Origin of the sequence: Blastococcus tunisiensis (assembly GCF_900112815.1) — a bacterium.
Lineage (GTDB): Bacteria > Actinomycetota > Actinomycetes > Mycobacteriales > Geodermatophilaceae > Blastococcus_B > Blastococcus_B tunisiensis.
The window spans coordinates 185,028-207,275 of sequence record NZ_FOND01000008.1; the positions used below are offsets into that span (position 1 = coordinate 185,028).

Genomic DNA, 22,248 nt, shown 5'->3' on the forward strand with positions numbered 1-22,248 from the left:
GACCCCCTGTCCTGCTGCGGCCGCCGGCGCGTGCGCTCCGACGGTGGCGACGTGTCCCGCGAGGGATCGGTCATCCGCGCCCCTTCCGTCCCCTGAGTGCTGCCAGGGGCTCCCGGATCTCGGGGACGCGGGCGATCACAAGACCTGCGAGGGCCACGCCGCCGATCACCACGGTACCGACCAGGACCGTCACGAGCGACCCTGTGGGGGACGTGCCCACGAGGTCGTCGGTCACGTTCCGGACAAGCCAGCCCACGAGGCCGGCGGCGATCGAGACGGCGGCCATGCGCAGCAGGGGGCCGAACGTCGCGCGGGTCTGCAGGCCGCCCAGCCGGCGCCGCAGCGCGAGGTCGCCGATGACCCAGCCGGCCACGTAGGTGACGCCGGTGACGAGCATCAGGCCGGCGACGACGTGCTCCGGTTCGACGACCGCCGGGACGAGCAGCAGCAGCGGCACGCGGACGGCGACCATGCCGAGCTGGATGAGCGTCGGCGTCCGGGCGTCCTTCATCGCGTAGAAGACCCGCAGCTGCAGCAGCGTGACGGCCATCGGCAGCAGCCCGAAGGCACCGATGGCCAGCGCCGTACCGATCCCCTCGGCCTGCTCCACCGTCGTCTCGCCGCGCGCGAAGGCCAGGATGCCGAGCGGGGGACCCAGCACGACGAGGACGGCCGTGACGGGCAGCAGGCCGAGCGCCGACAGCCGGGTCCCGAGGGAGAGGTCCTCGATGACGGCCGGGGAGTCGTGCCGCGCGGCGGCCCGGCTCATCCGGGGCAGGAGGGCGGTGAGCAGCGCGACGCCGATGATCCCGTAGGGCATCTGGAACAGGAGGCTCGCGTTGGCGAAGGCGAGCGACCCGAGCCCGCCCTCCCGACGGGCCTCGTTGGCGATGCGGATGGCCACGGCGACCCCCACGGCACTGATGCCCGAGTAGGCGACGACCCACAGGCCGAGGGTCCCCGCCTCCCGCAGCCCGGTGTTCTTCAGCCCCCACCGGGGCCGCAGCGGCACGCCCACCCCGCGCAGCAGGGGCAGCAGCACCAGCGCCTGCACCGCGATGCCCAGCGTGGTGCCGATCCCGAGCAGCCACACCTGGAACGGCGTGATGGTCAGCGGCGTGAGCTCGCCCGGACCGCTGGCGGCGAGGAAGAGGAGGCCGGTCGCGATGACGACGACGTTGTTCAGCACCGGCGCCCAGGCGGGCGGCCCGAAGACCCCCCGGGAGTTGAGGATCGCCTGGGCGAGGGCGCCGACCCCGTAGAAGACGATCTCGATCAGCAGGATCCGCGCCAGCCAGTTGGCCAGCTGCACCTGCTCGGGATCGTCCTGGATGCCGTAGAGCCGGGTCAGCAAGGGCGCGGCGAGCACGGCGAGCGCCGTCACCACCACCAGACCGCTGAGGGCGATGGTGCTCAGCCGCTGGGCGTAGGCGGTGCCACCGTCCCGGTCCCGTTCCTGCGCGTGCACCAGCAGCGGGACGACGACGGAGGCGAGGACCCCGCCGAGCAGCAGCTCGTAGACGATGTTCGGCAGCGTGTTCGCCGTGTTGTACGCGTCGCCGACGGCCGCCACCCCGAGCGCGGCGACGAGCACCATCGTGCGGAGCAGACCGGTGATCCGGGAGACCAGGGTGGCGACCGCCATCGTCCCGGCGGCGCGCAGGATCCCGCCCGCCGCGCCGGCAGCACCCTCCCGCTGGTCGGCCTCCTCCTCGGTCTCCGCTGCCGGCCCGCGCGGGACGGGCGGCAGCACCGTGATGACCTGGGTGTGGCTGTCGTCGGCGGCCGGCACCCACCGGTTGCGCAGCGGCGGGAGCGGCGGCACCGGGCGTGCGGCCGGCCGGGCGGGCGGCAGCGGCGGCACCGGTGGGGGGGCGGGCGTCAGGGCCGCGGACGCCGGGTCCGCGAACGGTGCCGAGGGCGGGGGCGCGGCGCGGTAGGGCGGTGGCGGCAGCGCCGTCCCTCCGGTGCGGCGGGAGGGTGCCGGCGGCGGCACCGGTGGCCGGCCGGCGCGCACCTCGTCGGCGGGGCGCCCGCGCAGCTCGTCGGCGGGGTGTCCGCGCTCCTGGTCGGCGGGGCGCCGGCGTTCCTCGGCGTCCGGGCGCTCGTGCCCGGGGCCGGAGGTCACACCGGGCTCCGGTTGGGGGACTCCGGCAGTGCGGAGTCCTCGGGCCGATCGGCGCGCCCCCCAGCGGCGGCCGCACGCCGCCGCAGCACGAAGCGGACCAGCCGGCGCAGGAAGAGCAGCCCGAGCAGCGCTCCGGCGCCGACGGTGATGATCAGCGAGATCAGCCCGTACGCGGTGCTCTTGACCTGCAGGGAGATCTCCCGGCCCAGGGGGGTGCCATCGGGGGTGGTCAGCTGGGCGCGGACGGTGAACCCACCGGCCTGCTGCACCTGCGTCGGCACCTCGATGGTCGAGCGCTGCCCCGGTGCCAGCGTCTGGGGCTCGACGGTGCCGATCGACAGCCCACGGCTGCCGCGGGTGCGCACGTCGAGCAGCACCTCGACGGTCATCGGGAGGTCGTTCTGCACGGTGAGCACGAGGGGTGCGTCGCTGGAGCCGAGGCTGTAGGTCCCGTCGGCCGGCGCCAGCAGGGTCACCCGGTCGTCCAGCCGGTCCAGGGTCGCCCGCAACCCCGCCGCCACGTCGCGGAAGTCCTCGGGTTCGTCCCGCCGGGTCGCCGAGGCCGCGCGGGAGATCGCCGCGTCGTAGCTGCGCATGGCGGTCGCGACGTCCCCGACGACGGCGCCGGCCAGCTGCTCGCGCATCGCCGTGGCCGCCACGACGTCGGCCAGACCGGCGGGGTCGAGGGCGGGGCCGCCCTCCGGCCCGGTCAGGTCCCCGGCGGCTGCGGGTGCGGTCGCGGACAGCTCGGCGAGCGTCGTGGGGCGCAGCCACGGCAGGCCGGCGGTGTCGGCGATCATCGCCCCGGCCCCCTCCGGCCCGGCGTCCACCTCGTGCGGAGGGGCCACCAGGACGGTCTGTTCGCTCCCCGCGGCGGCCTGCGTGGTGAGGGCCGCCAGCTCGGCCAGGTAGCGCTGCTCGGCCATCCGCGGCCCACCCGGCGTCTCCTCGGCCGCTCCGGCGAGTTCGCTCAGCGTCGAGTCGGCGACCAGGGCGGACAGCGGTCCGACGGTCGTGGCGAGGGTGGTCCGTGCCGCGGCGGTGGGGTCGGAGAGCCCGGCCGCGTCGTCCCCCTCGGAGAGCCCCCCCGACCCCACGACGACGGTCTCGACGCCGCCGTCCTGAAGGACCGGCACCGTCTCCGGGCGGAGCGAGTTGCCCGGTGCCCACAGCAGATCGGTGCGCGGCTCCACGCCGAGGGCGTCGGCGATGATCTCCGCTCCGGCCCCGTTCCCGGACGGATCCGGTGCCGGTGCCGGTGCCGACGGCGTCGCGCTGCCGGAGGTGGCCGACGAGCCGTCCTCGGCGGCGGTCGTTCCAGGCGGGTCCTGGGCCGTGCCCTCCGGGGTGCCGGGGAGGCTGCGGGTGAGCACCTCGGGTACGCCGGCACCGGTGAGGGCATCGGCGTCGACGTCCCCGTAGGGCAGGGCGACGACGGGATGCTTCGCGGCCACGTCCCGCAGGCGTCCGAGGAAGGAGGCGGCCTCCTCCGTGCCGGTTCCCGGCCGGCCGTCGACCTCGTAGGGCCCCGCGGCCATGAGCTGCAGCTCCTCGACGAGCGCGGGGTCGACCGCGAGCGCCACCCGGAGTGCCGGCGGGACGGAGCTGCCGTCCTCGGTCGTTCCTCCGGGGAGGCGCTCGACGACCGCGAGGGCGCGGTCGAGCCGGCCCCCGGCGCTGATCGACTCGGTCAGCCCGTCGTCCCGGAAGCCGCCGGCCGCCGTCCGGTGGGACGACTCGACGATCGGCCACAGCCAGGCGACGGCGGTGCGCGCGGTGGGCGCGGTCGGCTGCTGGATGACGTAGCTCGGCAGCTCGCCCACCCGCTGGTCCAGGCCGTCGACGACCCCGTTGACGTTCAGCAGCACCGGGTAGACGCCGTCGGCGCTGAGCTGCAGCTCCTCGGACGGCACGGTGTAGCCGAACTCCAGCTCGTCCCCGGGCGCCAGCTCGCCGGGGACGTCCTGGAAGGGGGCGAGCACGGCGGTCGCGGGGTCGGGGTCCCGCTGGTGGCCGGCGAGCTCGTCGCGGCTGGTGAGGACCCCGCCGCGTTGCAGCCGCACGCTGAGATCGGTGATCGGCGCCGACCCGGTGTTGGTCAGGGTTCCGGTGACCGTGACCAGGGAGCCCGGGGTGATGGTGCGCGGCTCGAACCGGCCGATCTCGATGCTGACCGGCCGGTCGGGGTCGACCGCCTCGTCCTCGGCGGTGGCCGGCTCCCCTGGCGCGGCGAGCACGTGCCCGGTCACCGGGGCGGCCGCTGCGGTCGCCGGTCCGCTCAGCGCGACCAGACCGAGCGCCGTGGCGAGCACGGGGACGACGGCGGCACGCGACAGCGCCGTCCGCGTCATCGACCCTCCTCGCGGGCGCACGTCGGCCGGGTGACGCGGATCCGCGCGGTGGCTATCTGGACCTCGCAAGCTCGCTCAGGCGCTGTCCGCCAGCAGGGCCGGTGCGCGCTCGACCAGTGCTCGCTCGTCGGCGTAGGCCAGGCGTCCGCTGAGCTCGTCGAGCGGGACCCAGGCGACCTCGGTCACCTCGACGTCGGCGTCGGAGAGCGCTCCGCCCGTGGCCCGGAGCAGGAAGTGGTGCACGGTCTTGTGCACCCGGCGGCCGTCGGCCACGAACCAGAAGTCGATGATCCCGAGCGGGGCGACGACCGCACCGATGATCCCGGTCTCCTCCGCCACCTCGCGGACGGCCGTGTCCTCGGGCGTCTCGCCCGCCTCGATGTGGCCCTTCGGCAGCGACCAGAGCAGCCGCCCGCGGCGGTCGGTGCGGCCGATGAGGGCGGCACGGGGCCCGGTCACACCGTCGTCGGCCACCACCAGGCCCCCGGCAGAGGTCTCGTCGACCCGGCGGAGCCGGCGGCCGGGGCGTCCACGCCCGCCCGTCCCAGCCATGTCAGCAGGGTAGCGCGAGTCCGGCGACAGCCCGGTGAGCATCGCAGCGAGGGACGAGCGAGGAGCGGAGCGGGGCGTGGAGCCGGACGGGAGGTATGGCCGGCGACAGCCCCGTGAGCATCGCAGCGAGCGCGGGGCCGAGGGCGGTCCGGCACCGCACTACTCTGGCTGGTCGTGTCCGCCACCCCCTCGAGTCCGCCTGACGTGCCACCGGTCCCCCCGGCGGTCCAGGAGACCGTCCGGGAGCTGGTCGACCTCTCCCCCGTCCTGGCCGACCTCGGCCGGCGCTTCGCCGCCGCGGGCCACGAGATCCACCTCGTGGGCGGCTCGGTGCGCGACTCCCTGCTGGCAGCGGGGTCGGGGGGCCGCCGGGTACCCGGTGACCTGGACCTGACCACCGACGCGCGGCCCGAGCAGATCCTGGGCCTCCTGTCGGGCTGGGCCGGTTCCACGTGGAACACCGGGATCGCCTTCGGCACGGTCGGGGCCGAGATCCTCGGGGTGCGCGTCGAGATCACGACGTTCCGCGCCGACCGCTACGACCGGGAATCCCGCAATCCGGAGGTCGCCTGGGGCGAGTCGCTGGTCGACGACCTCGTCCGGCGCGACTTCACGGTCAACGCCATGGCCGTCTCCCTGGGGCCCGACCGGACGGTCACCGATCCCTTCGGCGGACTGGGGGACCTGCTGGCCGGCCGGCTGCGGACGCCCGGCGCGGCGGCGGACTCCTTCGCCGACGACCCGCTCCGCATGCTGCGGGCGGTCCGGTTCGTCGCGCAGCTGGGGCTGACGCCGGTCGACGACGTGGTCGAGGCGATGACCGCGATGTCGGGCGAGCTGTCCCGCATCACCCCGGAGCGGGTGCAGGCGGAGCTGTCCAAGACGCTGCTGCAGGACGCGCCGCGCGCGGCACTGGAGCTGTTCGTCGGGACCGGCCTGGCCGACGTCGTCCTCCCGGAGCTCTCGGCGCTGCGGATGGAGATCGACGAGCACCACCAGCACAAGGACGTCTACACGCACTCGCTGACCGTGCTGGACCAGGCGATCGCGCTGGAGAAGGCCGATCCGGACTCGGGCTCCCCCGACCTGGTGCTGCGCCTGGCCGCCCTGCTGCACGACATCGGCAAGCCGGCCACCCGCCGGCACGAGCCACGGGGGCGGGTCTCCTTCCACCACCACGAGGTGGTCGGCGCCAAGCTCGTGCGCAAGCGGCTGACCGCGCTGCGGTACCCGAAGGACGTCATCGAGGCGGTCTCCCGGCTGACCTTCCTGCACCTGCGGTTCCACGGGTACGGGACCGGCGAGTGGACCGATTCCGCGGTGCGCCGGTACGTCACCGACGCGGGTGAGCTGCTCCCCCGCCTTCACAAGCTGGTCCGCTCGGACTCCACCACCCGGAACCGCAGGCGGGCCGCGGCGCTGTCGGCCACCTACGACTCGCTGGAGCAGCGGATCCGGGAGCTCTCCGCCCAGGAGGACCTGGCGCGGGTGCGGCCGGATCTGGACGGGAACGCGATCATGCAGTTGCTGGGCATCGGACCGGGGCCCGAGGTAGGGCGTGCCTGGCGGTTCCTCAAGGACCTGCGGCTCGAGCGGGGTCCGCTCGAGCCGGAGGAGGCGGAGTCCGCGCTGCTCCGCTGGTGGGCCGATCGGCAGGGCTGAAGCCGGCCGCACCGAGCGCGCCGGGCTCCAGGACACGCGCCCGTGTGCCGACAATCGGAGCGTGTCCCCGTCCGACCACCCCGAGCAGCCCCTGGGCGGCGCCGGCCCGGTGCCGAGCTCGCCGAGCGGCCGCGTGCCGCAGTGGGTGCTGGACGAGGCCGCCGGGCTGCGCGTCGAGCCGATGCCCTGGCGCGGCCCCGGCCTGCCGCCGTCCGCACCTCGCCGCCGGCGGGGTCGCCGGGCGCTGCGCGCACTCGTCGTCGTCCCGTCGGTCGTCCTGCTCATCCTGGGCGCCGCGGTCCTGGTCGGACCCGGCTCGTGGCCCTGGACGGCGGTCGATGCCGCCCTGCCGTCGGCCGTGCCGACGGCGACCGCTCCGCCACCGACGTCGCCGCCGGACCGCCCGACGGCCGGCCAGGAGTCGGCGCGCTCCCCGCTCGGGACCCCGCCACCTCCTCCGGCGGAGGGCGGCTCGCACGGGTTCATCGCCCTCCAGGCCGACGGCGTGACCCCGGTGGCCTACGACCCGTGCCGGCCGGTGCACTACGTGGTCCGCCCGGACAACGCGCCGCCCGGCGGTGAGGAGGTCGTGCACGCGGCGTTCGCCCGCCTGTCGGAGGTGACCGGTCTGCGGTTCGTGCACGACGGCGGCAGCGCCGAGCCCGGCACGCTGGAGCGGCGGGTCTTCCAGCCGGAGACCTACGGCGACCGCTGGGCACCCGTGCTCGTCGCCTGGGAGACCGAGGAGCAGAACCCCGCGCTGGTCGGCGACACCGTCGGCCAGGCCGGGAGCGTGGCGGTCTCCCTGGGCGACGGTCCGCAGGTCTTCGTGACGGGGACGGTGTCCCTCGACGCCGGTCGGATGCCGGAGATCCTGTCCTTCCGGGACGGCGCGACGACGGCGCGGGCGATCGTCCTGCACGAGCTCGGCCACCTCGTCGGCCTCGGGCACGTCGAGGACGAGCAGCAGCTCATGTACCCGGAGGCGCGGCGCGAGGTCCCGGACTTCGCCGCCGGCGACCTCACCGGCCTGGCCGCCCTGGGGCGGGGGCCGTGCGTCCGGGAGCTCTGACCGCGGCCCGGTGCTTCCGGGCCGGGCGTCAGTGCTTCCTGGTCAGGCGCAGGTAGGTCACCGCAGCGACCAGGTAGCCGGATGCGACCACCGCGGGCACCAGCGCGGAGACGCCCGACTCGGGGAGGGTGACCGCGCCCAGCACCAGGGCGAGCACGAAGGTCATGTTGAACAACGTGTCGTACACCGAGAAGACCCGGCCGCGGTAGTCGTCCTCGACGGTCTCCTGGAGCGTGCTGTCCACGCAGATCTTCACCGCCTGCGCCACGAAGCCCAGCAGCAGCCCCACCAGGACGACGGCACCCGGGGTCACCCACACGGCGAGTGCCACCTGCGCCCCCGCGCCGCCGGTGAGGGCGACCGGGATCCACCGCCGGATCCCGATGCGCCGCACGGCCGGTGGCGTGACCAGGGCCGCGAGCAACGTGCCGGCCGCGGCGGCGGCCACGACCTGCCCCAGCCCGAGGATGCCTCCCGGGAACAGGCCGCCGCCGTCGAGGAAGGTGTTGCGGTAGATCAGCAGCGTCATGAGCGTGAAGACGCCGTAGCAGAGCCGGTGCAGGCCGATCGCCAGCAGCGCGGCGGCCGCCGGCGGACGGGCGGCCACGTGCCGTGCCCCGGCCACCATGCCGAGCAGGGTGGCCCGGACCGTGGCGCCCACCGACTCGTGGGCAGCCACCATGTGGTCGGGCCCCAGGTGCTCGCGGGAGAACCCGCTGACGACGACCGACGCCACGAGGTAGGGGACGGCCGCCGCCAGCGCCATGAGCGCGTACCCCGGGTCACCGGAGCCGGTCGCCTCCAGCGCGAGGATCGCGGCCGCCCCGCCGGCGACCGTCGAGACGCCGCCCGCCGTCGTGGAGAGGGCGTTGGCCGGTACGAGGAGCAGTTCGGCGGTGGTGTGCGGCAGCCCCGCGGACAGCGCGGAGAGCACGAGCCGGTTGACCGAGAAGACGGCGAGTCCGGCGGTGTAGAAGCCGGTGCCCTCGACACCGCCGAGGATCAGCACCGCCACGACGGACACCAGCCCGGCGCGGACGACGTTGGCCCGCAGCAGGACCTGGCGGCGGCTCCAGCGGTCCAGCCAGACCCCGGCGAAGGGCCCGACCAGCGAGTAGGGCAGCAGGAGGACGGCGAAACCGGCGGCGATGTCCAGCGGATCGGCGGCCCGCTGCGGGTTGAACAGCACGGTGCCGGCGAGCGCCGCCTGGAAGACGCCGTCCCCGAACTGGGAGAACAGCCGGGTGAGCAGCAAGCGGCGGAAGTCGCGCCGGGAGAGCACGAGCCGGACGCTCGTCCCCACCACCGGCACGTGATCACCCTAAGGGCCCACCGGTTCCCGCCGACGGCGCACGATCGGGCGCCATCGGGCGCGGGCGTGGGGCACACTGGTCGGCGATGACCGCGGTCCCCTCGCCCGATCCCGAGTCCGGTCCGCCCACGCGGCCCGTGACCGGGCGACCTGCGCCCGCCGTCCCGGCGCTGTCGATCGGGCGCATCGGCGACGTGCATCCCGGAGCGCTGCTCGTCGCGATGCCGGCGCTCACCGACCCCACCTTCGCCGGCACGGTGGTCTACGTCCTCGACCACTCCGAGACCGGCTCGCTGGGCGTCGTCCTCGGCCGTCCGAGCCAGGTCGAGATCCGCGACGTGCTGCCCGGCTGGTGCGACCTGGCCGTGGCACCGGGGGTCTTCCACGTGGGGGGCCCGTGCGAGACCGACACGGCGCTGTGCCTGGCCGTCTGCCCGGGCGCGCCGGCCCCGGTGGAGGAGAGCCCGCTGCGGCGGGTGGCCGGGAACGTGCACCTGGTCGACCTGGACAGCGACCCGGCGGACCTGCAGGAGGAGCTGAGCGGCCTGCGGGTCTTCGCCGGGTACGCCGGCTGGTCGGCCGGCCAGCTCGCCGACGAGATCTCCGAAGGAGCCTGGGCCTGCGTCCCCGGGCGTCCGGAGGACGTGCTGTGCCCGGCCTCGGGGCCGGAGCTGTGGCGCACGGTCCTCGGCCGGCAGACCGGCCGCCTCGCCGTGCTCTCGACTGCCCCAGCAGACCCATCCGTCAACTGAGGCTCCCCGACGCGCGCAGGATCTGGTAGGAAGTAGCCCGAGAGAGGGCGGTCTGGGGAAGAGACCGCCCTCTCTCGCTGTCCGTGGCCCCTCTGCAGGGGCAGCGGGGTCCTTCGTCAGATGCCCAGGGCCGCCGCGACGTCCGGGTGGTCCGCCGCCGCCGCCGTCTCCTCCGCGGCCGGCAGGTCGATCGGGCGCATGCCGTGCCCCGAGAGCGTGACGGTGACGTCGAAGCCGCCGTCGGCCAGCGGGGTCACGAACTGGGTGAGCACGTCCTCGGCGGCGTCGACCGCGACGGTCCGGTCACCGGGCACGCCGAAGAGCGTGGTCAGCCGGCTGTCGATGGAGCGCTGGCCCTGCCACGTGTAGTCGCCGTCGAGGAAGGCCCGGGGGTCGTCGGCCCGCCGTGCCGACAGGTTCAGCAGCACCTCGGTCAGCACGTCGAGGAGCAGGGGGGCGCCGTCCTCGGACCCGAGGGTGACCGGACGGCGGAGGTACGTCACAGCCGGGACGCCGCCCGCGGCGAGCGCGTCGGTGAGCCCGGGGACGTCGCCGACCCAGACCTCCTCGTCGGTGAAGAAGAGGGTGCGGACGTCGTCGTCCCGGCCGTCGTCGAAGCTCGTGACCACCTGCGCCCGGCCGACCTCGTTGCGGAAGTCGACGGCGCCGGTCAGCGTGAGCAGCTCGCCGTCGCCGTAGGGGGCGGTCACCACGAAGTCCGCGCCGCCGCGCTGCTGGTTGCGCTGCAGGAGCGCCGACAGGACCTGGGCCTCCTCCTCGGTGACCGGGTCGCCGGCCGTGCGGTCCAGCCCGCTGTCGCCGGTGCACCCGGTGACCAGCGCCATCGCCAGGCCGGCCGAGAGCAGCAGCCGGGCGGCACGGGGAGGCATGCCGTGCAGCGTAGGCACGCCGGCCGCCGGACCGGGGACGACGCACGGGCCCGCGTCCTCCGGGGAGGACGCGGGCCCGTGCGGGTGGTGCTGGTCGTTCAGCGCTCGATGTCGCCCCGGATGAACGCCTCGACGGCGTCGCGGGCCTCGCTGTCGCTGTACTGCACCGGCGGGCTCTTCATGAAGTACGACGACGCGGACAGGATCGGGCCACCGATCCCCCGGTCCTTGGCGATCTTCGCGGCCCGGACGGCGTCGATGATGATGCCCGCCGAGTTCGGCGAGTCCCAGACCTCGAGCTTGTACTCCAGGTTCAGCGGGACGTCGCCGAACGCGCGACCCTCCAGGCGGACGTAGGCCCACTTGCGGTCGCTCAGCCACGGCACGTGGTCCGACGGGCCGATGTGCACGTTGCCCTTGCCCATGTCGCGGTCGACCTGGCTGGTGACCGACTGGGTCTTCGAGATCTTCTTGGACTCCAGGCGCTCGCGCTCGAGCATGTTCTTGAAGTCCATGTTGCCGCCGACGTTGAGCTGCATCGTGCGGTCGAGCTGCACCCCGCGGTCCTCGAACAGCTTGGCGAGCACACGGTGGGTGATCGTGGCGCCGACCTGGCTCTTGATGTCGTCGCCGACGATCGGCACACCGGCCGCGGTGAACTTGTCCGCCCACTCCTGGGTGCCGGCGATGAACACCGGCAGGGCGTTGACGAACGCCACGCCCGCGTCGATGGCTGCCTGGGCGTAGAACTCCGCGGCCTCCTGCGAGCCCACGGGCAGGTAGCAGACGACGACGTCGGCGCCGGACTCCCGCAGGGCCGCGACCATGTCGACCGGCTGGTCGTCGGACTCCTCGACGATCTCGCGGTAGTACTTGCCGAGCCCGTCCAGCGTCGTGCCGCGCTGCACGGTCACGCCGAGCGGCGGGACCTCAGCGATCTTGATGGTGTTGTTCTCGCTGGCGACGATGGCCTCGGAGAGGTCACGGCCGACCTTCTTGGCGTCGACGTCGAACGCGGCGACGAACTCGATGTCGGACACGTGGTACTCGCCGAAGCGCACGTGCATCAGGCCCGGCACCGACGCGGTCTCGTCGGCGTCCTTGTAGTACTCCACGCCCTGGACGAGCGACGCCGCGCAGTTCCCGACGCCGACGATGGCGACCTTCACTGACCCCATGGATTCTCCTTCTCCCTGGACCCCTGGGGTCCGGTGGACGCGGACCGGGTGCGGTCCGCGGATGACTGGCGGGGGGCGTCGGGCGCCACTGCTGGACCCGTCGACTCCCGATGTCCGGTGTCGACCAGCTCTCTGTCGATCAACTCGGAGAGCCAGCGGACCTCGCGGTCCACCGACTCGAGGCCGTGCCGCTGCAGCTCGAGGGTGTAGCGGTCCAGCCGCTGACGGGTCCTCGCCAGTGAGGCCCGCAGGCCCTCGCGCTGCTGCTCGACGGTGCGGCGGCGGCCCTCGAGGATCCGCAGCCGCACGTCGGAGGCGGTGTGCCGGAAGAAGGCCAGGCGGACACCGAAGAGCCCGCCGTCGTCGTAGGCCTCCGGGCCGGTCTGGGTGACCAGCTCGTGGAAGCGCTCCTTGCCTTCCGCGGTGATCTCGTAGACCACCTTCCCGCGCCGGCCGGTGAGCGGCGGTGCGTCGGCCGGCAGCAGCGCGTGCGGATCGGGCTCGTCGGTGGAGATGAGCCCGGCCGCCCGCATCCGCTTGAGCGCGGGATAGAGCGAACCGTAGGAGATGCTGCGCATCCCCCCGAGCACCTCGGCCAGCTGTTTGCGCAGCTCGTAGCCGTGCATCGGCGACTGGTGGAGGAGGCCGAGGATGGCGAACTCGAGCATCCCGACTCCTTCCGCCGATGGTCCCGGTGCGACGGGACCGACCGTCCCGATGTATCGAGACGATACATCGAGATGTGCAGGTGCGGACTCCGGGCGCCGCGGGCTGGTCCGGGTGGTGCCTCCCGGGTCGGCGGCCCCGGGGGAGATCCGCGCGACGGGAGGACCGGCCGGCGGGCACCGCGCACGGGCCCGCGGCGGTCCCTGCCGCGCGGTCCGACGGCCCGGCGGAGCGGCGGACGGCGATCGGCCGCGGTCCGAGCCGGAGGTGTCGCCGCGTTCTTGCGTACATTGGCCGCCGTGCCCGGACGTCGATCCGTCGTGGACTACTCGCTGCAGCGGCGAGCTGTGCTCGCCGACGTGTACGCGGGCCGCACGGGTCTGTTCGAGGTCTGCGACGCCAGTCCCTACCTCTCCCGGGCGGCGAAGTACCACGGCGAGGTGACCTCGGTCGCCTGCCCGGTCTGCCGCAAGGAGCGCCTGACACGGGTGAACTACGTGTACGGCGACTCCCTCGGGCCGACGTCCGGGCAGGCCAAGACAGAGGCCGAGCTCGCCCGGATGGACGCCGCACAGGAGGAGTTCACGGTGTACGCCGTCGAGGTGTGCCGCAGTTGCGGCTGGAACCATCTCGACGCCTCGTACGTCCTCGGTGCCGAGCCCGTTCCGGGGCAGCAGCCCCGCCGGGGACGCCGGCGGGCCGCCACGGAGTAGCAGCCGGGGTGGGGGCGGGCAGCCGTCCCGTCGGCCCCGTCCGTCGCAGCAGCCCCAGCGGGGCACCGCTGAGGGGGGTCCTCCCCCGCTGCCACAGCTGGAGACGTCACGCTCGACACCGCGCCAGACACCGGCCGGACCGGCACCTCGGTCCGCCGACCAGGTTTTCGACGACAGAGAACTGTCAGAGAGGGGTTCCGCGTGCCATCACACGACGAGACCTCGCCCGTGGCGCCGCGCGCCGGATCGGTCCGCCGTCCGTCACCGGCCCGGACCCGCAGCACCGGCGGGGGTGGCGGCCGCGGATCGGGCCGCCCGCCCGCGGGGGGCCGGGCACGCACGACGGCGTCCCGGACCGGCACCGGGGCGCCGCAGCGCCCGGCCGGCAGCCGGCCGACCGGCGCCCGCCCCGCGGCGAAGAAGGGCAGGCCCGCCGGGTCGAAGGGTGCGCGGACCAAGAAGCAGCGGCGCAACCGCCGGCTGAAGATCGCCGGTGGCCTCATCGGCGGACTGCTGGTCCTGCTGGGTGTCTTCGTCGGTGTCGTCTACGCCAGCACCGAGGTGCCGAGCCCCGACTCGATCACGACCTCGCAGACCACGGTCATCTACTACTCCGACGGCCAGACCGAGATGGCCCGCCTCGGGGACGAGAACCGGACGAACGTCGCGCTCGACCAGATCTCCGAGCCCGCGCAGAACGCCGTCCTCGCGGCGGAGAACCGCAGCTTCTACTCCGATCCCGGCATCTCGCTGACCGGCATCATCCGGGCCACGTGGAACAACCTCACCGGCGGCTCCACCCAGGGCGGATCCACGATCACCCAGCAGTACGTGAAGAACGCGATCCTGCAGAACTCCGAGCAGACGTTCAGCCGGAAGTTCCAGGAGCTCTTCCTGTCGATCAAGCTCGACAACAACTACACCAAGCAGCAGATCCTCGAGAACTACCTCAACACCATCTACTACGGCCGCGGCGCCTACGGCATCGAGGCGGCCGCCAACACCTACTTCGGCGTCCCGGCCGCGGAGCTGACCGCGGAGCAGGGCGCGGTGCTCGCCGTCCTGATCCGGAGCCCCTCCCGCTACGACCCCGAGGTGAGCCCCGAGGACGCCCAGGACCGCTGGGGGCGGGTGCTCGACGCCATGGTCGAGGAGGGCTGGCTGTCCGCGGAGGAGCGGGCGGCCGCGGTGTACCCGACGGTGCTGCCCAAGGCCGGTTCCTCCCTGGGCCTCCCCGGCGGCCCCGAGGGGCACATCGTCAGCCAGGTCCTCGACGAGATGGAGGCCGAGCACGGCTACGACGAGCAGCAGGTCCGCGCCGGCGGGCTGCGGATCACCACGACGGTGGACAAGGGGACGCAGGACGCCGCGATCGCCACGGTGAACGACGTCATGGGCGACGAGGACCCGAAGCTGCGCGAGGCCCTGGTCGCGATCGACCCGCGGACCGGCGGCGTGGTGGCCTACTACGGCAACGAGGTCAGCCGGAGCGAGGACCCCGCGGTGGACACCACCGACTACGTCCAGGCCCTCAAGCCCCCGGGTTCCTCCTTCAAGCCGTACACCCTGGCGGCCGCGCTGCAGCAGGGCATCAGCGTCGACGCCCGCCGGGACGGGACGTCCCCCCAGGAGTTCCCGGACCGGCCCGGCCAGGAGGTGGTGAACTCCGGCAACGCGCAGTGCGCGGCGTGCACGCTCAAGGAGGCGATCACCCGCTCGCTCAACACCACCTTCTACGGCCTGGCCTACGAGGTGGGACCCGAGCGGGTGGCCGAGGTGGCCCGTGCCGCGGCCGGCATCCCGGACACCTGGGACGCGGCGGACCCGACGGTTCCCGAGGGTCTCGGGGGCTACGAGTCGCTGAGCGTCCCGGGGACCGACGACACCGGTGGCTCGATCGGTATCGGTGAGTACGCCGTCCGGCCGATCCAGCAGGCCGCCGGCTTCGCCACCTTCGCCGCCGGCGGCGTGTACCGCCCGCCGCACTTCGTCGCCTCGGTCGCCGACAACACCGGCACCGTGCTGATGACGGTCGACCCGGCCGCCGATGCGGTGCAGGCGGTGCCGGCCGACGTGGCCAACGACGTCACGTTCGCCCTCCGGGACGTGGCCAGCTCCTCCGACCGGGCCCTGGACGGGAGCCGCCCGGTGGCCAGCAAGACCGGCACCCAGGGCCTGGACCGCGAGGACAACTCCGACGCCTGGATGGTGGGCTACACGCCGTCGATCTCCACCGCGGTGTGGGTGGGGACGCAGGGCACCGAGGCCATCGAGGACGCCCGCGGGCGGATCGTCTACGGCTCCGGACTGCCCGGTGAGATCTGGCAGCAGTTCATGAACACCGTCCTCGAGGGGTCGCCCGAGGAGGACCTGCCCGACCGGGCGATCATCGAGGGGGACACCGGCGAGGGCGTGCCGGAACCCGAGCCGGAGCCCGAGCCGGAACCGGAGCCGCAGTTCCCCGACGCGAACGGCAACGGGGTCGACGACCGCACCGAGTTCCCCGACGCGAACGGCAACGGGGTCGACGACCGCACCGAGTTCCCGGACGTGAACCGGAACGGGGTCGACGACCGCACCGAGTTCCCCGACGCGAACGGCAACGGGGTCGACGACCGCACGGAGCAGCAGCCGCCGGGCCAGGACGACGACGGCGACGGCGACGACGCCGAGGGCGTGCCCGGCCTGCCCGGCTCACCGGGCACCCCCGGTCAGGGCCCGGGTGGCCCGGGCGGACCGGGCGGCGGCGGCTGAGCCGATCGCCGATCGCGATCCCGCACACTGGGCGGGTGAGCAGCACGTCCACGGACCCCTCCGGAGCACCTCCGGAGGGGTCCGTGCTCGTTCCACGTGGAACGAGCGACCCCCCCGGCCCGGACCGGGTGATCCCGTCGTGGGCCGATCCGGTGGTCGCGCAGGCCAGCGAGGCGGTGGGTGGCCCGTGGGGCCGGCACGCGGTGACCGGCCGTGCCCGGTTCTGGACGCCGCTGCGCGTCTGCCTGCTGTTCGCCACGGTCGTCCTGGCCGTCGCCTGGGCCAAGCAGGCGCCGTGCTCGGCCGGTGACTGGAGCGGCTCCCGCCAGTACACCCACTTCTGCTACTCCGACGCGGTGCCGCTGTTCGGCGGCTACGGCCTCGGCGACGGCGCACTCCCCTACCTGGACACCCGGGTCGAGTACCCCGTGCTGACCGGCGCCGTGATGGCCCTGGCCGCCGCCGGGGCGCGGCTGTACGCCTCGGCCGCCGAGGCGGTGGGCCTGCTGCCCGACGTCCCCCTCGTGCAGGGCTTCACCGCACTGACCGCGCTGCTGCTGTCGGTGTGCGCGCTGGTGACCGTCCGCGGCGTCCTGGGACTGGCCGGCCGCCGGCCGTGGGACGCCGCGATGGTCGGGCTCTCCCCCGTCCTGCTCGTGCACGCCTTCACCAACTGGGACCTGCTGGCCGTCGCGTTCGCCACGCTCGGGATGCTGGCGTGGGCCCGCAACCGTCCGGTGCTCGCCGGGGTGCTCCTCGGGATCGGCATCGCCGCGAAGTTCTACCCCCTGCTGCTGCTCGGCGTCCTGTTCGTGCTCTGCCTCCGGGCGGGCCGGCTGGCGACCTGGGCCACCACGACGGCGGCCGCGGGGGTGGCGTGGGCCGCGGTCAACCTGCCCGTGGCCGCTGCCGCCCCGGACGAGTGGGCCTGGTTCTTCGTGTTCAGCCGGGAGCGGCAGGCCAACCCGGAGTCGATCTGGAACATGGCCCTGCACGCGACCGACTCCCGGATCCTCGACGGGCCGCTGGCCGCCGGGCAGCCGCCGTCCGTGCTGAACGCGGTGGTCACCGGATGCCTGCTGGCCCTCGCCGCGGGCGTCGCCTGGCTGGCGCTGGCCGCCCCGGTCCGCCCGCGGGTGGCCCAGCTGGCCTTCCTGCTGGTCGCGGGCTTCCTGCTGCTGAACAAGGTGTGGAGCCCGCAGTTCTCGCTGTGGCTGCTGCCCCTGGCAGTGCTCGCCCGGCCACGCTGGCGGTCGTTGCTGCTGTGGCAGGTCACCGAGGTCCTGGTGTGGGGGGTGACGATGCTGCACTACCTCGGCACGGACAACCGCGGCATCGAGGTCCAGTGGTTCTTCTTCGGGGTCCTGCTGCGCGACGTGGCCGTCGTCGTCCTCATGGCGCTGGTCGTCCGCGACGTGCTGCGCCCCGACGGCGACGTCGTGCGGGCCGGCTGGCCCGGCGTCGACGACCCGGCCGGTGGCCCGCTCGACCACGCCCGCGACCGCCTGACCCTGCGACGTCGCGCCACGATCAGCTCACCTGATCGTGGCGCGTCCTCCCTCGGCGCAGACCGTGGGGGAGGACGCCGCGAGGTGAGGGAGGACGGGCGCTAGCTCAGCGCCTGGCGCAGCAGGGTGATCTCCCCGGCGTGCGCGGACGCGTCCCCGGGGGTCTCGAGGACGACCGGGCAGTCGGCGGCCCGCGCCACCTCGACCAGCAGCTCGGTCGGGATCTCGCCGCCGGCGAGCGGGGCGTGGCGGTCGCGGCTGGAGCCGTGCGGATCACGGCTGTTGTTGAGGTGGACCAGGTCCACCCGGCCGGTGATCGCGCGGACGTCGTCCACCGCGGTCGCCAGGTCCCAGCCCGCCGCCCAGGCGTGGCAGGTGTCCAGGACGAACCCGGCGCCGAACTCACCCACGGCGTCCCAGAGCCGGGCGATCGCGTCGAGGTCACGGGCCATGGCGTTGCCGCCACCGGCGGTGTTCTCGATGTAGAGCGGCACCGGGAAGCCGCCCTCCTCCGCCTGCCGCGCGAAGGTCTTGCGCCAGTTGTCGAACCCGACGGCGGGGTCGTCCTGCGCGAGCACGTGGCCGCCGTGCACGACCATCCCCCGCGCACCGACCGCGGCGGCCGCGGCGGCGTGCGCACCGAGCAGCTTGCGGCTCGGGATGCGGATGCGGTTGTTCGTCGTCGCCACGTTGAGCACGTACGGCGCGTGGACGACGACCATCACGTCCCCGGCCATCAGGTCCGCGGCGTCCGGCCGGGGCTTCGGCGCCTTCCAGCCCTGGGGGTCGGCCAGGAAGAACTGGACGCCGTCGGCGTCCATCTCCGCCGCGCGGGCGAGGGGCCCGCCGTCGTCGAGCTCGTTCTCCTCGGTCAGGCCGGGGCCGACGTGTACGCCGATCGGGTGTCGGGCGGGCGGGGGAGTCATGGCCGCCGACCCTAGTTCTTCGGCAGGATCAGGTTTAACCGTAACTGCGATCACACATCATCGTTGGTGCAGCGGGACGGGGGTCACCCGCCGGTAAGAGGCGGTCCTCAGCACACACGGAGGTAGAGCAGACGATGGCAACCGGTCGGATCCGTCGAACCGCGACGCGCGGAGTGGCAGTCGCCGTGCTCGGCTGGCTGGGCGTGGCCGCGCTCTCCGTCCTCCTGGCCCCCGGTGCCGCGGCAGCCCCCTCCGCGACGATCGAGATCAGGAACCTCACCCCTCCGGTGGCCAGCGTGGACCCCGGCGGCACGGTCACGTTCGTCAACAAGATCCCGGCGCAGAACAAGACGGGCATCAGCCTGCCGCTGGTCGGCGGCGTGTCCGCCACCGTCTACACCGACGTGGCGGTGACCTTCTTCGGGCAGGAGCGGAAGCTGGCCCCGGACCAGAGCGCGTCCTGGACGTTCTCCGCGCCGGCCACGACCGGCACGATCACGTACACCTACCGGATCGTCCCGCAGTCGGGGCTGGCCGTGAACCTCGTCAACCAGGTGATCAACACCGTGGCCGCCGGCCTCCCGGCGCTGCCCGCCCCGACGCCCTACGTCGTGCAGACGGTGCTCCCCGCGGTGCCCAACCTGCCGAGCGTGGGGGTCCCCGCGCTGCCCCAGGTGACGGTGCAGCTGCCCCCGATCCAGGCGCCGACGGTCCCCACGCCCGGCACGGACTCCCCGGCTCCGGTCCCGGCCCCCGGCGGCGGGACCGGAGCCCCCCAGGGGCAGGCCCTCCCGCCGACGCCGGGCGACGCGTACGCCTACGACACCGGTGCGGCCGCCCCGCGCATGGCGCCCTCCGACATCGTCGCCGCGGCGGCCTTCGACCCCGCGCGCTACTTCATCCCGGGGGAGAGCCTCGGGCGGCCCGACGGCACCTCCGGGAGGGGTTCCGGTGGGGTCGCGGGCAGCTACGACGGCGCCTCGGTGCCGGTGTTCGGGCAGCTGGCCGGCCTGGACGGGACGACGTTCGAGGACGGCGACCCGGTGGTCGAGGCGTCCTCGGGGCGGGCGGCCGCGCAGACGCTCCCGGCGGCCGCGCTGGCCGCCGTCGTGGCGCTCGCCGCGGTGACCGCGGCGCTGGTCCGCACCCACCAGGCCGCCCGCGCCACCCGCTGACGCCCGGCCCCCGTCCAGGGGCCCGCCCCGAGCTCGCGAGGGGTGGGGAGGACGGGGGTCCCTCGTCTGTGGACCGCGGGGCGGCGGGGGTGACCGCCGCTGGTAGCCTGGGTCCGCGCGTTCCGGCTCTCGTCCGAGTTGGCCGGGGCGCGCGACGCATGTACGACCCTCCTGCTGCAGATGTACTGCAGCCGCCAAGACCAGAGGAGGTGGGGTTTCTCCATGCGCAACTACGAACTGATGGTCATCCTCGACCCTGAGCTCGAGGAGCGGACGATCGCTCCGTCGCTCGACCGGTTCCTGACCGTCGTCACCAAGGCCGGTGGCACCGTCAAGACCGAGATCTGGGGCCGTCGTCGGCTGGCCTACGAGATCAAGAAGCAGGTCGAGGGCATCTACGCGATCGTCACGATCGAGTCCGAGCCCGCTGCGGTCGCCGAGCTGGACCGCCAGCTGAACCTCAACGAGTCGGTGCTCCGCACGAAGCTGATGCGCCCCGAGGTCCACTGACCATGGCCGGCGAAACCGTCATCACCGTCATCGGCAACCTGACCGCCGATCCGGAGCTGCGCTTCACGCCGTCGGGCGCCGCCGTCGCGAACTTCACCGTCGCGTCGACCCCGCGCACCTTCGACCGCCAGACCCAGGAGTGGAAGGACGGCGAAGCGCTGTTCCTGCGCTGCAACGTCTGGCGCCAGGCCGCGGAGAACGTGGCCGAGTCGCTGACCCGTGGCTCTCGCGTCATCGTGAGCGGCCGGCTCAAGCAGCGCTCCTTCGACACGAAGGAGGGCGAGAAGCGCACCGTCATCGAGCTCGAGGTCGACGAGATCGGCCCGTCCCTGCGCTACGCCACCGCGAAGGTCACCAAGGCCTCGCGCGGTGAGGGTGGCGGCGGCTTCGGTGGCGGCGGCGGTGGCGGCTTCTCCGGCGGCGGTGGTGGAGGCGGTGGAGGCGGCGCGAGCGACCCGTGGTCGACGCCCGCCGGACCGTCCGACGAGCCCCCGTTCTGATCCCCCTCATCTGATCTACCTGGAGAACCCCGGTGCCCAAGCCACCCATTCGCAAGGTCAAGAAGAAGGTCTGCCAGTTCTGCAAGGACAAGGCGACCTACATCGACTACAAGGACACGACGCTGCTGCGGAAGTTCATCTCCGACCGCGGCAAGATCCGTGCCCGCCGCGTCAGCGGCAACTGCAGCCAGCACCAGCGTGACGTCGCCGTGGCCGTGAAGAACAGCCGCGAGATGGCACTGCTGCCCTACACCTCGACGGCGCGCTGATCATGAGCACGATGAAGCTGATCCTCACCCAGGAGGTCACCGGTCTCGGTTCCTCCGGCGACACCGTCGAGGTCAAGGGCGGCTACGGCCGCAACTACCTCCTGCCTCGCGGGCTGGCCATCCAGGCCACCCGTGGCGCGCAGAAGCAGATCGAGTCGCTCCGCCGGGCGCGTGCCGCCCGCGAGGTGGCCTCGCACGAGGACGCGCAGGCCCTGGCCGGCCGGCTGTCCGGTCTGTCGGTGCAGGTGCCGGCTCGCGCCGGTGAGGGTGGCCGCCTGTTCGGGCGCGTCACCACCGCCGACGTCGCCGCCGCGGTCACCGCCGCCGGTGGCCCGGAGCTCGACCGCCGCCGGATCGAGCTGCCGAGCAGCATCAAGACCACCGGGGAGCACACCGTCACCGTGCGGGTGCACCCCGAGGTCTCGACCCAGCTGACGATCGAGGTCGTCGCCGGCTGAGAAAGGACCCCCTCGCCCCCCACCGCTCGCACGCTCGCGGCGGGGCCCTGCGAGGGGGCCGTTCCATCGCGTTGCGAGGGGCGTCGGACTCCGGTCCGGCGCCCCTCGTGGCGTCCACGGGCCGGTCACGCGACCGCGGTGGCCTCGAGTTCCACCATCAGTTCCGGGAAGGCGAGCCGGCTGATGCCCAGGAGCGTGCTGGTGGGCTTCACTCCCTCCCGGCGGAACCGCTCCACCACGGAGCCATAGCAGGCGAAGAACGCGTCGACGTCGGTCGTGTAGATGTTCAGCTGCACCACGTTCCCCAGACCCATGTCGCCTCCGGCGAGGACGGCCTCCAGGTTGTCGAGCGCCATCGCCACCTGGGCGGCCATGTCGCCGGCGTGCTGCGGCCTGCCTTCGGCCGACATCGCCGTCTGACCGGAGCACACCAGGACCCGGGTGGCCCCGGTGACCAGCTCGGCCTGGTTGAAGCCCATGTCGACCGACCACTGCCACGGGTTGACCGCTGTCCGGTTGAGCGTCATGCCCACTCCCTCCTCGGCCGTCGCGCCCGCGCGCGACGGGGCCACCGATGGTGGCGTCCCCGGCGTGGGCGTGGGGTGTTCCCGGGCACGGTCCGTGCGGACCGGTGGACCGGCCGTGGCACCCGTGGGCGGCGCCGGCCGGGCGGCTGTGACACGTGGTGCGCCGCTCGGAAAATTGTTCTGCACTTTCTCCCGTCCACAGCCCGTGGGCAGCGTTCGTGCAGGTGACCGGGGGGAGGACGGCGGTTGGCCGGCACGTGTCCCCCGACGTCTCCACATGTCGACAGGCGTGAATCCACCGACTTGTCCACAAGTTGTGCAGATCGGCGTGCACACCGGTGTTGG

Annotated in this window: 20 protein-coding genes; 11 read left to right on the forward strand and 9 right to left on the reverse strand. The window is 73.8% G+C overall.

The genetic code is table 11. The annotated features are described in order from the left end of the window. Window positions 1-70: 70 nt before the first annotated feature. The 3 genes from murJ to BM142_RS12205 all read right to left on the reverse strand — a co-directional run bounded on the left by murJ (window position 71) and on the right by BM142_RS12205 (window position 5,031). Window positions 71-2,128, reverse strand: a complete 2,058-nt coding sequence (murJ, locus tag BM142_RS12195) for a murein biosynthesis integral membrane protein MurJ (protein WP_254790836.1) — start codon at window positions 2,126-2,128, stop codon at window positions 71-73. Continuing rightward, window positions 2,125-4,479, reverse strand: a complete 2,355-nt coding sequence (locus BM142_RS12200) for a DUF6049 family protein (protein WP_092198712.1) — start codon at window positions 4,477-4,479, stop codon at window positions 2,125-2,127. The genes murJ and BM142_RS12200 overlap by 4 nt, the downstream gene beginning before the upstream one ends. Window positions 4,480-4,554: 75 nt before the next feature. Next, complete coding sequence (locus tag BM142_RS12205) at window positions 4,555-5,031, reverse strand: NUDIX hydrolase (protein WP_092198874.1); 477 nt, start codon at window positions 5,029-5,031, stop codon at window positions 4,555-4,557. Between the two features lie 204 nt (window positions 5,032-5,235). Between BM142_RS12205 and BM142_RS12210 the strand changes: the two genes are divergently transcribed. Together BM142_RS12210 and BM142_RS12215 are read left to right on the forward strand one after the other, a co-directional pair. Then, on the forward strand, window positions 5,236-6,693 hold the full coding sequence (locus BM142_RS12210) for a CCA tRNA nucleotidyltransferase (RefSeq protein WP_254790838.1): 1,458 nt from the start codon (window positions 5,236-5,238) through the stop codon (window positions 6,691-6,693). 61 nt (window positions 6,694-6,754) lie between these two features. Continuing rightward, complete coding sequence (locus BM142_RS12215; RefSeq protein WP_254790839.1) at window positions 6,755-7,765, forward strand: matrixin family metalloprotease; 1,011 nt, start codon at window positions 6,755-6,757, stop codon at window positions 7,763-7,765. Window positions 7,766-7,793: 28 nt separating this feature from the next. Here the strand turns inward: BM142_RS12215 and BM142_RS12220 are convergent, their stop codons facing one another. Continuing rightward, entirely contained in the window at window positions 7,794-9,077 is a 1,284-nt protein-coding gene (locus BM142_RS12220; RefSeq protein WP_092198718.1) for an MFS transporter, read from the reverse strand. Window positions 9,078-9,163: 86 nt separating this feature from the next. On the opposite strand from BM142_RS12220, the gene BM142_RS12225 reads away from it, so the two are divergent. Then, window positions 9,164-9,829: a YqgE/AlgH family protein gene (locus BM142_RS12225; protein WP_092198721.1), complete on the forward strand. Its 666-nt coding sequence runs from the start codon at window positions 9,164-9,166 to the stop codon at window positions 9,827-9,829. Between the two features lie 116 nt (window positions 9,830-9,945). Here BM142_RS12225 and BM142_RS12230 read toward each other — a convergent pair whose 3' ends face one another. The 3 genes from BM142_RS12230 to BM142_RS12240 form a co-directional block, all read right to left on the reverse strand. Then, complete coding sequence (locus tag BM142_RS12230; protein ID WP_092198724.1) at window positions 9,946-10,719, reverse strand: hypothetical protein; 774 nt, start codon at window positions 10,717-10,719, stop codon at window positions 9,946-9,948. 98 nt (window positions 10,720-10,817) lie between these two features. Beyond that, window positions 10,818-11,897 carry an inositol-3-phosphate synthase gene (locus BM142_RS12235; protein ID WP_092198727.1) on the reverse strand — a complete coding sequence of 360 codons (1,080 nt, stop codon included), beginning with the start codon at window positions 11,895-11,897 and terminating at the stop codon, window positions 10,818-10,820. Continuing rightward, window positions 11,885-12,565 carry a PadR family transcriptional regulator gene (locus BM142_RS12240; RefSeq protein WP_092198730.1) on the reverse strand — a complete coding sequence of 227 codons (681 nt, stop codon included), beginning with the start codon at window positions 12,563-12,565 and terminating at the stop codon, window positions 11,885-11,887. The genes BM142_RS12235 and BM142_RS12240 overlap by 13 nt, the downstream gene beginning before the upstream one ends. Before the next feature lie 297 nt (window positions 12,566-12,862). Here BM142_RS12240 and BM142_RS12245 point away from each other — a divergent pair, with 297 nt between their 5' ends. The 3 genes from BM142_RS12245 (at window position 12,863) to BM142_RS12255 (ending at window position 17,643) form a co-directional block, all read left to right on the forward strand. Next, window positions 12,863-13,276 (forward strand): DUF5318 family protein, encoded by a 414-nt coding sequence (locus tag BM142_RS12245; RefSeq protein ID WP_217640695.1) that lies wholly within the window; start codon window positions 12,863-12,865, stop codon window positions 13,274-13,276. Window positions 13,277-13,477: 201 nt separating this feature from the next. Further along, complete coding sequence (locus BM142_RS12250; protein ID WP_092198736.1) at window positions 13,478-16,030, forward strand: transglycosylase domain-containing protein; 2,553 nt, start codon at window positions 13,478-13,480, stop codon at window positions 16,028-16,030. 83 nt (window positions 16,031-16,113) lie between these two features. Continuing rightward, complete coding sequence (locus BM142_RS12255) at window positions 16,114-17,643, forward strand: glycosyltransferase family 87 protein (protein ID WP_254790840.1); 1,530 nt, start codon at window positions 16,114-16,116, stop codon at window positions 17,641-17,643. Here BM142_RS12255 and BM142_RS12260 read toward each other — a convergent pair. After that, entirely contained in the window at window positions 17,640-18,464 is an 825-nt protein-coding gene (locus BM142_RS12260) for a deoxyribonuclease IV (protein ID WP_092198742.1), read from the reverse strand. The genes BM142_RS12255 and BM142_RS12260 overlap by 4 nt on opposite strands. A 173-nt stretch (window positions 18,465-18,637) precedes the next feature. Between BM142_RS12260 and BM142_RS12265 the strand changes: the two genes are divergently transcribed. From BM142_RS12265 to rplI, 5 genes are all read left to right on the forward strand, one after another. Next, entirely contained in the window at window positions 18,638-19,639 is a 1,002-nt protein-coding gene (locus BM142_RS12265; RefSeq protein ID WP_092198745.1) for a hypothetical protein, read from the forward strand. Window positions 19,640-19,861: 222 nt separating this feature from the next. Continuing rightward, entirely contained in the window at window positions 19,862-20,149 is a 288-nt protein-coding gene (gene rpsF / locus BM142_RS12270) for a 30S ribosomal protein S6 (protein ID WP_034952381.1), read from the forward strand. 2 nt (window positions 20,150-20,151) lie between these two features. Beyond that, window positions 20,152-20,649: a single-stranded DNA-binding protein gene (locus tag BM142_RS12275; RefSeq protein ID WP_092198748.1), complete on the forward strand. Its 498-nt coding sequence runs from the start codon at window positions 20,152-20,154 to the stop codon at window positions 20,647-20,649. 32 nt (window positions 20,650-20,681) lie between these two features. Then, window positions 20,682-20,918, forward strand: coding sequence for a 30S ribosomal protein S18 (gene rpsR, locus BM142_RS12280; protein WP_014743489.1), 237 nt, complete (start codon window positions 20,682-20,684; stop codon window positions 20,916-20,918). Between the two features lie 2 nt (window positions 20,919-20,920). Beyond that, on the forward strand, window positions 20,921-21,376 hold the full coding sequence (gene rplI, locus BM142_RS12285) for a 50S ribosomal protein L9 (protein WP_254790842.1): 456 nt from the start codon (window positions 20,921-20,923) through the stop codon (window positions 21,374-21,376). 125 nt (window positions 21,377-21,501) lie between these two features. On the opposite strand, the gene BM142_RS12290 is transcribed toward rplI, so the two are convergent. Then, window positions 21,502-21,903 carry a RidA family protein gene (locus BM142_RS12290; RefSeq protein ID WP_092198751.1) on the reverse strand — a complete coding sequence of 134 codons (402 nt, stop codon included), beginning with the start codon at window positions 21,901-21,903 and terminating at the stop codon, window positions 21,502-21,504. Window positions 21,904-22,248 lie beyond the last annotated feature (345 nt).